At 61.9% G+C, this 14,510-nt stretch carries 12 protein-coding genes; 9 read left to right on the forward strand and 3 right to left on the reverse strand.

The genetic code is table 11. The features are described 5' to 3' along the window. Positions 1-212: 212 nt before the first annotated feature. Positions 213-935 (reverse strand): pirin family protein, encoded by a 723-nt coding sequence (locus J1D76_RS08430; protein WP_421137855.1) that lies wholly within the window; start codon positions 933-935, stop codon positions 213-215. Between the two features lie 258 nt (positions 936-1,193). Here J1D76_RS08430 and J1D76_RS08435 point away from each other — a divergent pair, with 258 nt between their 5' ends. Continuing rightward, entirely contained in the window at positions 1,194-2,144 is a 951-nt protein-coding gene (locus J1D76_RS08435) for a GlxA family transcriptional regulator (protein ID WP_421137856.1), read from the forward strand. 162 nt (positions 2,145-2,306) lie between these two features. Then, positions 2,307-3,791, forward strand: a complete 1,485-nt coding sequence (locus J1D76_RS08440) for an ATP-binding protein (protein ID WP_421137857.1) — start codon at positions 2,307-2,309, stop codon at positions 3,789-3,791. Here the strand turns inward: J1D76_RS08440 and J1D76_RS08445 are convergent. Beyond that, positions 3,756-6,560, reverse strand: a complete 2,805-nt coding sequence (locus J1D76_RS08445; protein WP_421137858.1) for an ATP-binding protein — start codon at positions 6,558-6,560, stop codon at positions 3,756-3,758. The genes J1D76_RS08440 and J1D76_RS08445 overlap by 36 nt on opposite strands. A 405-nt stretch (positions 6,561-6,965) precedes the next feature. Here J1D76_RS08445 and J1D76_RS08450 point away from each other — a divergent pair, with 405 nt between their 5' ends. Then, positions 6,966-7,541 carry a flavodoxin family protein gene (locus tag J1D76_RS08450; RefSeq protein WP_421137859.1) on the forward strand — a complete coding sequence of 192 codons (576 nt, stop codon included), beginning with the start codon at positions 6,966-6,968 and terminating at the stop codon, positions 7,539-7,541. A 35-nt stretch (positions 7,542-7,576) separates the two neighbouring features. Next, positions 7,577-8,401 carry an alpha/beta fold hydrolase gene (locus J1D76_RS08455; RefSeq protein WP_421137860.1) on the forward strand — a complete coding sequence of 275 codons (825 nt, stop codon included), beginning with the start codon at positions 7,577-7,579 and terminating at the stop codon, positions 8,399-8,401. An 8-nt stretch (positions 8,402-8,409) separates the two neighbouring features. On the opposite strand, the gene J1D76_RS08460 is transcribed toward J1D76_RS08455, so the two are convergent. Further along, positions 8,410-8,859: a helix-turn-helix domain-containing protein gene (locus J1D76_RS08460; RefSeq protein WP_421137861.1), complete on the reverse strand. Its 450-nt coding sequence runs from the start codon at positions 8,857-8,859 to the stop codon at positions 8,410-8,412. 158 nt (positions 8,860-9,017) lie between these two features. On the opposite strand from J1D76_RS08460, the gene J1D76_RS08465 reads away from it, so the two are divergent. From J1D76_RS08465 to ycaC, 5 genes are all read left to right on the forward strand, one after another. Next, a complete protein-coding gene (locus J1D76_RS08465) occupies positions 9,018-9,935 on the forward strand; it encodes a LysR substrate-binding domain-containing protein (RefSeq protein ID WP_421137862.1) in 918 nt (305 codons plus the stop codon). A gap of 1,006 nt (positions 9,936-10,941) precedes the next feature. After that, complete coding sequence (locus tag J1D76_RS08470) at positions 10,942-11,358, forward strand: DoxX family protein (RefSeq protein WP_421137863.1); 417 nt, start codon at positions 10,942-10,944, stop codon at positions 11,356-11,358. Beyond that, on the forward strand, positions 11,351-11,959 hold the full coding sequence (locus tag J1D76_RS08475; RefSeq protein WP_421137864.1) for an antibiotic biosynthesis monooxygenase: 609 nt from the start codon (positions 11,351-11,353) through the stop codon (positions 11,957-11,959). The genes J1D76_RS08470 and J1D76_RS08475 overlap by 8 nt, the downstream gene beginning before the upstream one ends. Then, entirely contained in the window at positions 11,959-13,797 is a 1,839-nt protein-coding gene (locus J1D76_RS08480; RefSeq protein WP_421137865.1) for an amidohydrolase, read from the forward strand. Before J1D76_RS08475 ends, J1D76_RS08480 begins: the two co-directional genes overlap by 1 nt. A 70-nt stretch (positions 13,798-13,867) precedes the next feature. Then, complete coding sequence (ycaC, locus tag J1D76_RS08485) at positions 13,868-14,494, forward strand: isochorismate family cysteine hydrolase YcaC (RefSeq protein ID WP_421137866.1); 627 nt, start codon at positions 13,868-13,870, stop codon at positions 14,492-14,494. The last annotated feature ends 16 nt before the right edge of the window (positions 14,495-14,510 follow it).

The raw sequence follows: 14,510 nt of genomic DNA on the forward strand, positions 1-14,510 counted from the left end.
TACAGACAAGGTCAGGAGCAAATCCTGCCTTCAGGAGCGATCGGCCTCCCCCAGAAACGCACTTGCTGTTGTATGACGCCTTGAGCGTAACCTTTCCCCTTGGAGTCAGGGCCAACATACAAGGAGCGAGCCTGCTCGCGATGCGGAGTGTCAGACGACATTACTGTTGAATGACACAACGCATCGCGAGCAGGCTCGCTCCTACAAGGGATTTAAGGCATTTCTGGCAGTTCCTGTGGGCGCAGGTCGAAGATCAATACCTCTGCGTCCACGCCATTGCTCAAGGTCAGCGCCTGTTCGTCACGCACCCGCACGCCGTCGCCTTCCTGCAACAACACACCGTTGAGTTCGACGCTGCCTCGAGCCACGTGGACGTAGGCATAACGGTTGGCAGCCAGTTCCACAGTGGCGCTTTCCTTTCCGTCGATCAGCCCGGCATACACCCGCGCATCCTGACGCACCTTCAGCGAACCCTTGGCGCCGTCCGGCGAAATGATCAGTTGCAGGCGCCCGCGTTTTTTCTGGGTGCTGAAGTGCTCCTGCTGATAACGCGGTTTGGCGCCGCTGGTGTCGGGCACGATCCAGATCTGCAGGAAGTGCACCGGGCGGGTGCCGGAGTGGTTGAACTCACTGTGGGCCACGCCACTGCCTGCGCTCATTAATTGCACGTCGCCGGGGCGGATCACCGAACCGGTGCCCAGGGTGTCCTTGTGTTCCAGCGCACCCTCAAGCACGTAGGAGAAAATCTCCATGTCGCGGTGCGGGTGCTGGCCGAAGCCTTTGCCGGCCGCGACGCGGTCATCGTTGATCACCAACAGGTCGGAGAAACCCTGCTCTTTCGGGTTGCGATAGTTGGCGAAGGAAAAGGTATGGAACGACTTCAACCAGCCGTGATTGGCCAGGCCACGATCCGAGGCTTTGCGAAGAGTCAGCATGATGAAATCTCCTAGTGGGACGTTAATTCGTCCGAGTGAGGAGAAGGTTAATGGTTACTCGCTGATGCAATAAGTAGGTGGGAATTGAAATACTGTCGCAATGAAGTTGACAGTTGTGTGGGTTGTATCACGTATTTTTTTCCGATGTGGGCGCCACAATTAGCCATACTGCACGGCACGATTTCTGTGGGAGCGAGCCTGCTCGCTCCTGCAAGCGCCCGTCGGACGACCTATCTTGATCCCAGTGAATTCCAATCCATGAAAACCGTGGCAATGGTGCTGTTTCCCGACTTCCTCCTGCTCGACATGGCCGGGCCCATGGAGGTGTTTTCCATCGCCAATCGTTATCTGAAACCCGACGATCACTACGTGTTGTCCACCCTTGGCACCGAGCCCGGTGCGTTGCGCGCCTCCAATGGTGTGAACGTGCATGCCGACCGGCACATCGACCAGGCCTGTGAAGGCTTCGATCTGCTTCTGGTACCCGGTGGGCCTGGTGCCTATAACGAAAAACACCCGCTGTTGCTCGACTGGCTCAGGCACACCGTCAGCCGCTGCGCCAGCTACGGTTCGATCTGCACCGGCGCATTCGTGCTGGGGCATGCCGGTTTGCTCGATGGCTATCGGGTTACCACTCATTGGCACTACACCGAGCGGCTGATCAAGGGCTTTGCGAAGGCGAGCGTCGAGACCGACCAGATATTTGTCCAGGACCGCAATCTGATCACCTCCGGCGGCGTCACTGCCGGGATCGACCTGGCCTTGTCGGTGGTGGCCCAGGATCACGGCAAGAAAGTCGCCCAGGACGTGGCCAAGGTGCTGCTGGTGGTGATGAAACGTCAGGGCGGGCAAGCGCAGTTCAGCCCATTGATGGCGGCGGTGGCGCCCCACGAAACGGCAATTACCCGGGTGCAGAATCACGTGCTGGAACACCTTGGCGAGGCCTACAGCATCGACCGCATGTCGGGCCTGGCCAACATGAGTCCGCGGCATTTCGCCAGGGTTTTTGCGCGGGAAGTGAACATGACGCCGATGGAGTTTCTGCAAAGCGCGCGCATCGATTGCGCCAGAAACCTGTTGGAAACCACCGAATTGCCGCTCAAGACCGTGGCCTTCAAAAGCGGCTTCGGCAGCGTGCGGCACATGCGTTTTTTGTTCAGTGAAAAACTCGGTTTGACCCCCAGCCAATACCGTGAGCAGTTCAGCTGACGCCCGGTGTCCGTTGCGCGCACCGCAATGGCCGTGACGCTCCCCCCAGCGCCGTTGTACCGTCACCGAGGCCTGCCAAGATACCGCTGAACTCATTGCAAGGAAGGTACGGAGCCGGGATGGACTCACGTGCCAATTCAGGCTTCCCGCGGGTGACAGCGCATGAACAGCCTCAGAGATTTGAACAGCGAAGCGGTGTTGCGCTTTGGCCCTTATGCTTTGCACCTCGCTCAGCGACTGGTGTTGGAGGGAGACCGACCGCTGCGTCTGGGCGGCCGCGCCCTCGACGTTTTGCAGGTGCTGGTCGAGCACGCAGGCTCGGTGGTCAGCAAGGAGCAATTGATCGCACAGGTCTGGCCGCGATCCGTGGTCGAGGAGATCAACTTGCGTGTGCACATCGCCGCCCTGCGTCGAGCCCTGGGCGACGGCCAGAACGGCCAGTGCTACATCGTCAACATTCCCCAGCGTGGCTACAGTTTTGTCGCCCCGGTACAGCATTCGCCGGAGCCCGTAGCGTTTCCCAGCGAGACTGTTCACAAGCCCCTGCACAACCTGCCGGCGCGTCTCACGCCGATTACCGGGCGCGATGCCCTGGTCGGCAGCCTGGTGCGGCAATTGCCGGTACGCCGGTTCATGACTCTGGTTGGTCCCTGCGGAATCGGCAAGACCACCGTGGCCGTGCGGGTCGCCGAACTGTTGTTGCAGCACTATCGGCACGGTGCGTGGATGGTGGACCTGGCGGAGATCGATGATCCGGCGCAAGTGGTTGATCACCTCAAGCGAACCCTTCAACTGAAGGTCGGCACCACGCTGGAATCGCTGGCGAATCGGCACGCCTTGTTGGTCCTGGACAATTGCGAGCACCTGCTCGAACGCTGCCGGACGCTGGTCGAGACATTGCTGCAGTCGATGCCCCGGTTGTCGATCCTCGCCACCAGCCGCGAGCCGCTCAGGGCGGCGGGCGAAACCGTGTCGCGCCTGCCACCGCTGGCGGTGCCCCCGCTTTCGGGGCTGCGCAGCGTTGCCGAGGTCATGGGCTATTCAGCGGTGCAGTTGTTCGTCAGTCGTGCCCGGGCCCGCCAGCAAGGTTTCACCCTGCGCGAGCAAGACCTGAAGGGGGTGCGCGAAATCTGCCGGCGCCTCGACGGCCTGCCATTGGCGATCGAGTTGGCCGCGGCGCACATCGATGCGTTGGCGCTGGTGGGCTTGCAGGCACAACTGGACAACTGTTTTCAATTGCTGACCCGCGGTCGCCGCACCGCCATTCCCCGGCACCAGACGCTCAAAGCTGCGCTGGACTGGAGCTACGAACGGTTGAGCTCACGGGAACAGTCGGTGTTGCAGCGCCTGGCCGTGTTCAAGATGGCATTCACCCAGGACGCCGCGATAAGCGTGATCAGCGGCGACGCGCTGCCGGTCGCCGAGCTGATCGAGGTGCTGGACAATCTCGCTCTCAAATCGTTGTTGTCGCTGGAGCAGGGCAGCAGTGGTCCCCGTTACCGTTTCCTCAACACCACGCGCAGCTACGCACTGGAAAAACTCGAACACAGTGATGAGTTGTGCGCCCTCGAAACGCGTTATGCCGGTTACCTCAGTCAGATGCGTGCGCCTTCAGGCGGGCAGGTGGCATTGCAACTCGTCGAGTAACCGGCGCACGGTCATCAGGTCTGGCGTGGCAAAACCTTCGGTGAAGCGCTGGTAGACTGCGGCGAGTAATTGATGCGCCCGTTGGGGCTGACCCTGACGCTGCCACAACTGCGCCAGTGAGGTCGCACTGCGCAATTCCCACGCAAGTGCACCCTGGGCTTTTGCCACGTCGAGCGCCTTGAGCAACACGGTTTCGGCCGTCGCAGTCGTGACCGGGCAATCCGTCGCCAGCAAGGTCTTGGCCCGGGCACGCAGAATCTCCGCCGTGCTCCAGCCCGACGCCCCGTGTTGCGCGCGTTCGAGCAAAGCCTCGTCGAGGTACGACGCGTCCAGCGTGACCATGATGTCCCTGATCAAACCGGTGCTTTGCCGTCCGGTAAGCTGCACATCGGTGCCACCGATGACCTGTGCGTAGTGTTGCGCCCAGTTGTAGAACAGCGGGACCGAGTGTTTCTGCGCCTGTTGTATCAGCAAGCGCAGAAGTTCTCGGGCGTTGCGGGTGTCGCCGTTGTAGTAGGCGATCAGGCAGCCGGCGAGCGCCAGGGTGTAGCAGATCGACGTGCCGTGGTTGATCTGCAAGGCGATGTCCAGCGCCTGCCGGGCTGCACGCCAGGCCTGTTCCGGTTGGCCTTGCAGCCAGAGGATGCGCGCATGGATAGTCAGCGCCGCGACGCTCTGGTCGTACTGCACGCCAAAGCCGTGGGTGAACCGATTGAGATAACCGCTGTGGGCCATGCGTTGCAGCACGTGTTCGGCATGCTCGCCGGCCTGTTGCTGGTCGCCGGAAAAGTGCAGGGCCAACACCCGCAGTCGATGCGTACTCAGGGACATCAGCGCATCGTCATGTAACCCCAGTTGATCGAATTGGCGGCTCTGCTCCAGGGCCATCTGATAATGACCGCAGCTCAAATTGACCGCCAGGTGACCGGAGATCGCCCGCAACTGACCGCCCACATCGTTGAGTTGCCTGGCCAGGGCGCGGGCGCTGACGAAGGCGCCAATGGTTTCGGCGCTGGCGCCTTGGGCGTGATAACAGGCGCTGCCGAGTGCCAGCTTCAGGGCCATCTTCAAATGGGGGGAAGGTTCAGGCGACTGATCGAGCAGGGCCAGGGCCTTACGCACATAACCGCCGTGTTCCTTGAGCAGGGACAGTTCCTGCCACAGCGGCGTGGAGGTCGCGGCCAGACGTATTGCCAGTGCCTGCGGCCCTTGCCCATGCAAGCCCCAGTCGAGCGCCGCACGGATATCCTCCAGGGCCCGACCATAGCGCTCGAGCCACAGGGAGGTCGAGGTGTTCTCCCAGGCGCCCTGTGCCTGTTGCATCAGCGCCAGGCAGCGCTCGGCATGGCGCTCCCGAGTGCCGGGCAGGTCGGGGGTTTGCGCGAGTTGTTCCTGTGCGTAGTGGCGGGTGGTATCGAGCAAACGGTAGTAGACCTCTTCGTCGCCCACCTCCACGTTCAGCAACGACTTGGCCACCAGTTGGGTGATCGAGCCGAACACTTCGCGAGGTTCGATGTGCTCGCCGACAATCACCGCAGCGGCGGACTCAAGGGTGAAGCCGCCGCGAAAAATGCTCAATCGGCGCAGGCAGGTCTTCTCGCAGGCATTGAGCAGTTCGAAGCTCCAGTCCAGCGTGGCGCGCAGGGTCTGATGGCGAGCCAGCGGGGCCTGAGCGGGCTGGGTCTGCACCCGGAAGCTACTGTGCAACTGCGCCAGCAAGCCGCGCAGGCCAAGGTTGCCGACCTGCGCGGCCGCCAGTTCGATGGCCAGTGGAATGCCGTCCAGCCGGTGGCAGATGTCGATTAACAGCGGCAGCTCAGCGTCAGTCAGTTCAAAGCCATCATGGCTGGCCATGGCCCGTTCGACAAACAGTTGCAGGGCGGAAAAGGTCATGGCCTGCGCGCGGTCGAGTACGGCGATGGGCGGTGGGCAGTCGAGTGATTCCAGGCGCTGCACGAATTCGCCTTCGGCCCGCAGGCTCTCGCGGCTGGTGGCGAGAATGTGCACGTGCGGTGCGCTGCGCAGAATATGTTCGCTGAGCTGGGCGATGGCGTCGACCAGGTGTTCGCAGTTGTCGATGACCAACAGCATATGGCGTTCGCGCAGGCAGTCCGCCAACCCGTCCAGGGGCTCGTCGTCGTGCAGGGCCAGTTCCAGCAACGTGGCCAGGTGGCCGTTGATCATCAACGGGCAGTTGATCGGGGCCAGGTCCAGCAGGCGAATGCCGTCCCGGTAGCGACCGATCATTTGTTCGGCGACCCGCAGGGCCACGGTGGTCTTGCCGATGCCGCCTGGACCGACAAGGGTGATAAAGCGCTGGCGGGGCAACTGCTCCATGAGGTTGTCGACCAGGGTTTGCCGGCCGATCATGCGTGTGCGGCGTACCGGCAGGTTATGCCCGCTCGGTGTCGCGGCCACGGGCGAGGGTGCTTGCGCGGCCAGTTCCAGTGAATGTGGGGCGACGAAGCTGTAGCCGCGCTGGGCCACGGTGACGATGTAGCGCTGACCGGCCTGGCCGTCGCCGAGTGCTTTGCGCAATGCGGCCATGTGCACCCGCAGGTTGATGTCTTCGACCACGCTGTTGGGCCAGACCCGGGCAATCAACTGTTGCTTGCTGACCACGTTGCCGGCGTGTTCCAGCAGGATTAACAGGATGGCCAGGGCGCGTCGACTCAGGCGCAGCGGTTGGCCGGCCTCCATCACCAATCGTTGTCCGGGGTAGACCCGGTAGGGGCCGAAATGGATAGCCTGTTCGGGGGAAAGGGTCAACGAGTCGCTCCTGCTGCATCCGTCTAGTTCGCGGTTTCCGAGCATATTCCTCAGGTTTGTTACCGAGCGCAATGCACCGCCCGGATGACCGATGGGGCAGGCATTGACTGTAGCGTATCGGTCCGTGGCTGTCGGTCCCGAAATCATTGGGCGCGACAGATGGACAGCGGTTGCCGGGGCTTTTTGTGCGCCAGGGAAAATTAACAACGTTTAACTCGTCCTGCGCCTGGTCTGTGCCAAAACTCTGTTCTTTGATTGCACCGAAGGCAGGGATGAAATGTCAGACAGCCGCGAGCAGCTCATTGTGGGAGCGAGCCTGCCCGCGAAGGCGGTGTCACATTCAGCCTGTGCGGTGACTGACACAGCGCTTTCGCGAGCAAGCTCGCTCCTGCAAAGGACAGAGCAATGAGCAACGTGGTGGTGGTCTATCACAGCGGCTACGGGCACACCCGGGTCATGGCCGAAGCCGTGGCCGCCGGCGTGGAACGCCACCCCGGCAGCCGTTGCCAGTTGATCCCGGTCGAGGACGTGGACGATCACTGGGAGCAACTGCACAACGCCGACGCCATCATTTTCGGCGCGCCGACCTACATGGGCAGCGCCTCGGCGGCCTTCAAGGCGTTCATGGAGACCACCGCAGCTTTCTACCTGGCCCAGCCCTGGCGCGACAAACTGGCGGCGGGCTTCACTAATTCCGGATGCCTGTGCGGCGACAAGCTCAACACCCTGCTGCAGATGGCGGTGTTCGCCGCGCAGCACTCGATGATCTGGGTCGGCCTCGACCTGCTACCGGCGCGTTCAAGCTCCGGCGCGTTCAATGGCCAGCTCAATCGCCTGGGCAGCTCGCTGGGCGCGATGGCCCAATCGAACGTCGAGCAATCCCCCGAAGACGCGCCACCCCCCGAGGATCGCTGCACCGCCGCGCACCTGGGCGAGCGGGTGGCGCGCCTGGCTGATCGCCTGAAGCCATTACCGGTTTGATTCACCCCACAACCCTCGTTAAGGAGACATCACCCATGAGCACCTTCACTACCCGCGACGGCGTCGAGATTTACTACAAGGACTGGGGCACCGGTCAGCCGATTGTCTTCAGCCACGGCTGGCCACTGAACGCCGACAGCTGGGAATCACAGATGATCTTCCTGGCCTCCAAGGGCTATCGGGTCATCGCCCACGACCGCCGTGGTCATGGGCGCTCCAGCCAGCCGTGGTCGGGCAACGACATGGATCATTACGCCGATGACCTGGCACAGTTGATCGAGCTGCTCGACCTGCAAAACGCGGTGCTGTTCGGCTTTTCCACCGGCGGTGGCGAAGTGGCGCGGTACATCGGTCGCCATGGCACCGGGCGCGTGGCCAAGGCCGGGCTGATTTCCGCGGTGCCGCCGTTGATGCTCAAGACCGAAGTCAACCCGGGCGGCCTGCCGCTGGAGGTGTTCGACGGCATTCGCCAGGCCTCGCTGGTCGATCGTTCGCAACTGTACATCGACCTCGCCAGCGGCCCGTTCTTCGGCTTCAACAAGCCCGATGCGAAACCGTCCCAAGGCATGATCGACTGGTTCTGGATGCAGGGCATGATGGCCGGCCACAAGAGCGCCTATGACTGCATCAAGGCGTTCTCGGAAACCGACTTCACCGAAGACCTGAAGAAGTTCGACGTGCCGACTCTGGTGGTGCATGGCGACGCCGATCAGGTGGTGCCGTACGAAGCGGCAGGCGTCTCGTCCGCCAAATTGGTAAAGGGCTCGACCCTGAAGATTTACCCGGGCGCCCCTCACGGTTTGACGGACACCCACAAGGATCAGCTCAACGCTGACCTGTTGGCGTTCTTGAAAGGTTAAAGGCAGGGTCAAAAGATCGCAGGTGCTGGCGTGGCCTGCGATCTTTTGCTGTTCAACGAGGTGCCGCGGACAAACTGACAGCGCCAGGCAAACGGGTTGATACCTTCGCTGCGAGTGAAGATGTGGCAGAAGTGCGCCTGATCGCAGAAGCCGCATTCGAGGCTGATCTGCGTGAGGCTCAGGTCGGTGTGCTGGATCAGTTGCTTGGCCCGGGCAATGCGTTGTTGGCGAATCCAGTCCTGCGGCGAAAACCCGGTGCTGCATTTGAAGGCGCGAGAGAAGTGGCTGCGCGACAACGCGCAGGCCTCGGCCAGTTCAGTGACTTCCAGGCTGTCGTCGAGGCGTTCGAGGATCAGTTGCTTGACCAGTCGTTCGCGCTGCGGGCTGAGGCCGCCGGTGCTTTTCTTTGGCACAGGCGTGAATGAAACCGGGGCGGCATTTTGCTGAACGTGAGCCATAGTGAATGTCCGTGTCGGTAGGTTCCATTCTTGGGCCGCAAGGCTCTGGCTTACGAGTTAATCGTTGTTAATTTATCGCTCACCGCGGGAAGTCTTGGGTAAAGTCAGACACAATTCTCATCCTCGCGCCTGGCCGACCACACAAGGAACCCGAGCCTATGAACCGTAACGATCTGCGTCGCGTCGACATGAACCTGCTGGTGATATTCGAAGCCCTGATGTTCGAAAAGAACCTGACCCGCGTCGCGGAAAAACTGTTCATGGGCCAACCGGCGGTGAGCGCCGCGCTGGGGCGTCTGCGCGATCTGTTCGACGACCCGTTGCTGTTGCGCAACGGTCGAGGCATGGAACCGACGGCGCGGGCGCTGGCGATTCTCAAGGAATTGCAACCGGCGATGGACACCATTTCCGGCGCGGTCAGCCGGGCCAAGGAATTTGATCCGGCGACCAGTTGCGATGTCTTTCGCATCGGGCTGTCGGACGATGCCGAGTTCGGTTTGTTTCCACCGTTGCTGCGTCAGTTGCAGGAGGAAGCACCGCGCATCGTCGTGGTCGTGCGGCGGGCCAATTATTTGTTGATGCCGGCGTTGTTGGCGTCGGGGGAAATCTCGGTGGGGGTGAGCTATACCACGGATTTGCCGGCCAATGCCAAGCGCAAGAAGCTGCGCGATATTCCGTGCAAGGTGTTGCGCGGCGATACCCGGCCGGGGGTGCTGACGCTGGACGAGTATTGCGAACGGCCCCATGCGATGGTGTCGTTCTCGGGGGATTTGAGCGGCAATATCGACCTGGACCTGGCGAAGGTCGGGCGCAGTCGGCGGGTGGTGTTGGGGGTGCCGCAGTTCAGTGGGTTGCGGGCGTTGCTCGCCGGGACCGAGATGATTGCCACTGTGCCGGATTATGCGGCGTGTGCGTTGGTCGAGGGCTGTGGGTTGCGGGCTGAGGATCCGCCGTTTGAGATTGAGGCGGCGCAGTTGTCGATGGCCTGGAGTGGGGTGCATGACAATGATCCGGCGGAGCGATGGTTGCGGTCGCGGATCAGTCAGTTCATGTCCTTGGCTTTGGATGTTTCTTAGGTTCTCTTTGACCTTGGCGGCCTGTGGGCCGACCAGGCTTTGGGTTGATTGAGTACATATCCGTTTTTGCGGTCACGGCGGCTGGCGGTTTCGCCTTTACGGCGAGTCCCTTTTGGCAAACGCCCCAAAAGGAACCAAAAGGTCTCGCCCCGAGCGTCCGGCCCCTCGCTGGGGCTCGGCGTTCCTTCGCTCCGGTATTCATCCGGGGGCATTGCCCTGCGGTCGGCTTCGCTTCGACCTCCATGCAAGGTGTTCGACGGCGTCGAACGGCGCTGCGCGCCAGTCCCCGGATGAACACCTGCACTCAGCCTTCCGAGGGGGCGGGTGAATCAAGATCAAGGGCTGCAGGCGAGCTAACGCTCGGCCTGATGAGTGGTGAGGAGCGACGCGGTGTGATGGCCTGCTGTGCTTTGCTTTGCTCTTCTGTAGGAGCGAGCCTGTCTTTTACGGATGCCCCCAACCCTTGTAGGAGCTGGCTTGCCAGCGAAGGCGGCCTCAAATGCAGCGTTGCCCTCACGACAGCCTTCGCCGGCAAGCCGGCTCCTACAGTTGATCGTTGCCGGACGCAAAAACCGGGTAACCCCCGATCCTTTTGTAGGCGCTGGCTTGCCAGCGAAGGCGGCCTCAAATGCAGCGTTGCCCTCACGACAGCCTTCGCCGGCAAGCCGGCTCCTGATCGTTGCCGGACGCAAAAACCGGTTAACCCCCGATCCTTTTGTAGGAGCTGGCTTGCCAGCGAAGGCGGCCTGCCAGCCAACCAAATTCTTCCAGGCATACCCGGCCCAACTGTGTGCGAGCCTGCTCGCGATAGCGGTGGATCAGTCGACATCAAGGTTGAAGTCTTCGCGAGCAGGCTCACGCCTACAGGGATCTGGGCCGTTTGGCTGCTATCGGCCCACACCGCAACAGAGCACGTACATTCAATTTTTCCTCCCTCCGTGCCGGCACTATCAATTCCAGTTCCGGCGCGACGACGCCGGTGGTTTGTCAGGGGTACGGGTAGGCCATGGATGCTTCGCGACACGATAATCGGGCGCAAGACTGGGGGTTGCTGTTCCTGCGGGTCAGCGGCGCGTTGTTCTTGTTGTGGGTGCATGGCTTGCCCAAGCTGCTGCACTACAGCGCCGAATTGCAGAACATCGAGGATCCTTTCCACCTGGGCGCGAACCTGACGCTGCTGCTGGCGATTTTCGCCGAGGTGCTGTGCCCGCTGTTGATCATCACCGGGTTACTGGTGCGTCTGGCATGTTTGCCTATTCTCTTTGTGCTGTGGGTGGCGATGTTGATCGTGCATCCAGAGTGGTCTCTCTTCGAAGGCCAGTTCGGCTGGCTGCTGCTGATCATCTTTTCCTGCATTTTCATCGCCGGGCCGGGACGGCTGGCGCTCAATGTCCGTTTTGCCGGAGCCCTGCGTTATGTCTGAACTCAATCGCCGTGAAGCGGCCAATCCAGGGCCTGACGAGGTGGTGACCCTGATCGTCAAGCACCGGGTCAAGGCCGGTTTCGAAGTGCCTTATGAAGCCTGGCTGCGCAACATCGTCAAGGTCGCGGCGCAGAACGTCGGCCACCTGGGCGTGGATGTGGTGCGCGGCAAGAACGCCGGCCTCGACACCTACACCTGCGTGCTGCGTTTTTGCTCGACCGAGGCGATGCAGAACTGGCTCGACTCACCGCAACGCCAGGTGCTGGTCGAGGAAGCCGCGCCGATGCTCGCCGATGGCGACCTGACCGAGATCAACCCGGTCAATGAGTTTTGGTTCTCGCCCCAGGTCGAAGCCGGCAAGCCACCGCCGCGCTGGAAACAGGCCGTGGTGACGCTGCTGGTGATCCTGCCGCATACCTTGCTGGTGCCGCTGCTCTGGGGGCCGTTGTTGCGGCTCAATGCGCTGCTCTCCAACTACGTGGTGGCCACGTTCCTGATCACCCTGACCATCGTGCTGTCGGTGGTTTACCTGTTCATGCCCATGGCGACGCGCCTGTTCGCGCCCTGGCTGTCTCCTTCAACATTGCACGAGGAACCGTGATGAACGCCGATCTGATTCTGTTCAATGGTCAATTCCATACCGTCGACCGCGCCAACCCACTCGCCAGCGCCGTGGCGATCAGCGACGGACGTTTTGTCGCGGTCGGCAGCGATGCCGAGGCCATGGCCCTGCGCGGTTCGGGCACGCAAGTGATCGACCTCAAGGGCCGTTGTGTTATTCCCGGGCTCAATGACTCGCACCTGCACTTGATCCGTGGCGGCCTGAACTACAACCTTGAACTGCGCTGGGAAGGCGTGCCGTCCCTGGCCGATGCCTTGCGCATGCTCAAGGACCAGGCCGACCGCACGCCAACGCCGCAGTGGGTGCGGGTGGTGGGTGGCTGGAACGAATTCCAGTTCGCCGAAAAGCGCATGCCGACCCTGGCCGAACTCAACCAGGCAGCGCCGGACACCCCGGTGTTCGTCTTGCACCTGTATGACCGTGCGTTGCTCAACCGCGCCGCGTTGCGCGTCGCCGGCTACACCCGCGACACGCCGAACCCGCCGGGTGGCGAGATCGTGCGTGATGCCAACGGCGAGCCGACCGGCATGCTGGTCGCACGCCCGAACGCGATGATTTTGTACTCGACCCTGGCCAAGGGGCCGAAGCTGCCACTGGAGTATCAGGTCAACTCGACTCGCCAGTTCATGCGCGAACTCAATCGCCTGGGCCTGACCAGCGCCATCGATGCCGGCGGTGGTTTCCAGAACTATCCGGACGATTACCAGGTGATCGAACAGTTGGCCAAGGATGAGCAATTGACGGTGCGCATCGCCTACAACCTGTTCACCCAGAAGCCCAAGGAAGAGCTGACCGACTTCAAGCACTGGACCAGCAGCGTGACCCTGCACCAGGGCGACGACTACCTGCGGCACAACGGCGCCGGGGAAATGCTGGTGTTCTCGGCGGCGGATTTCGAAGACTTCCTCGAACCGCGCCCGGACCTGCCGCAAACCATGGAAGCCGAGCTGGAGCCGGTGGTACGCCATCTCGTCGAGCAACGCTGGCCGTTCCGTTTGCACGCCACCTACAACGAATCCATCAGCCGCATGCTCGACGTGTTCGAGAAGGTCAATCGCGATATCCCGTTCAATGGCTTGCCGTGGTTCTTCGACCACGCCGAAACCATCACCCCGCAGAACATCGAGCGGGTGAGGGCGCTGGGTGGCGGCATTGCGATCCAGGATCGCATGGCGTTCCAGGGTGAATATTTCGTCGAGCGTTACGGCGCCAAAGCCGCTGAAGCCACGCCGCCAATCAAGCGCATGCTGGCCGAAGGGGTGCCGGTCGGTGCCGGTACCGACGCCACGCGGGTGTCGAGTTACAACCCGTGGACCTCGCTGTACTGGATGGTCAGTGGCCGCACTGTCGGCGGCCTGGAGCTGCATGCCGAAGGCCTGTCGCGACTCACCGCGCTGGAATTGTTCACCCACGGCAGCGCCTGGTTCTCGTCGGAGCAGGGCAAGAAAGGCCAGATCAAAGTCGGGCAACTGGCCGACGTCGCCGCCCTCAGTGCCGACTTCTTCAGCGTCGATGAAGAAGCGATCAAGTGGATCGTGTCGGTGTTGACCGTGGTCGGCGGCAAGGTGGTGTACGGCGCCGGCGACTTCGAGAAGCTCGGCCCGGCCAGTGTGCCGGTGCTGCCGGACTGGTCGCCGGTGGCGAAGGTTCCGGGCCACTGGCGCCCGACGGCGCCGATGCAGGCTCAGGTTCACCATTGCAGCGGCCCGTGCGCGGTGCACTCCCACAGCCATGAACGGGCGCGCCTGTCGAACGCACCGGTCAGCGATTTCGCCGGTTTCTGGGGCGCCTTTGGCTGTTCGTGTTTTGCCTTCTGAACCCTTTTAAAAAAACGCCGGCTTACCCGGTCGGCGTTGACTGCGACAACCATCCATCAAGGAGTTTCCAATGAGCAACGTTCCCTACAGCCGCCTGAACAAAGACGATGCCGTGGTATTGCTGGTCGACCACCAGACCGGCCTGATCTCGCTGGTACAGGATTTCTCGCCGAACGAGTTCAAGAACAACGTGCTGGCGCTGGGTGACATCGCCAAGTTCTTCAAGCTGCCGACCATCCTCACCACCAGTTTCGACAGCGGCCCGAACGGCCCGATCGTGCCGGAACTCAAGGCGCAGTTTCCGGACGCACCGTTCATTGCTCGTCCGGGCCAGATCAACGCCTGGGACAACGAAGACTTCGTCAAGGCGGTGAAGGCCACTGGTCGCAAGCAACTGATCATCGCCGGTGTGGTGACCGACGTTTGCGTAGCGTTCCCGACCCTCTCGGCCATTGCCGAAGGCTTTGAAGTGTTTGTAGTGACCGACTCTTCCGGCACCTTCAACACCACCGTGCAACAAGCGGCGTGGGCACGCATGTCGGCGGCCGGCGCCCACTTGATGAACTGGTTTGCTGTGGCGTGCGAGCTGCAAGTTGACTGGCGCAACGACATGGAAGGCCTGGCCAACCTGCTGTCGGAACGCCTGCCGAACTACCGCAACCTGATCAACAGCTACATGAAGTTCACCGCCAAGTAAGCTCCATCACCTGTAG

Source organism: Pseudomonas sp. NFX15, from assembly GCF_049132105.1.
In the GTDB taxonomy this organism is placed as follows: domain Bacteria; phylum Pseudomonadota; class Gammaproteobacteria; order Pseudomonadales; family Pseudomonadaceae; genus Aquipseudomonas.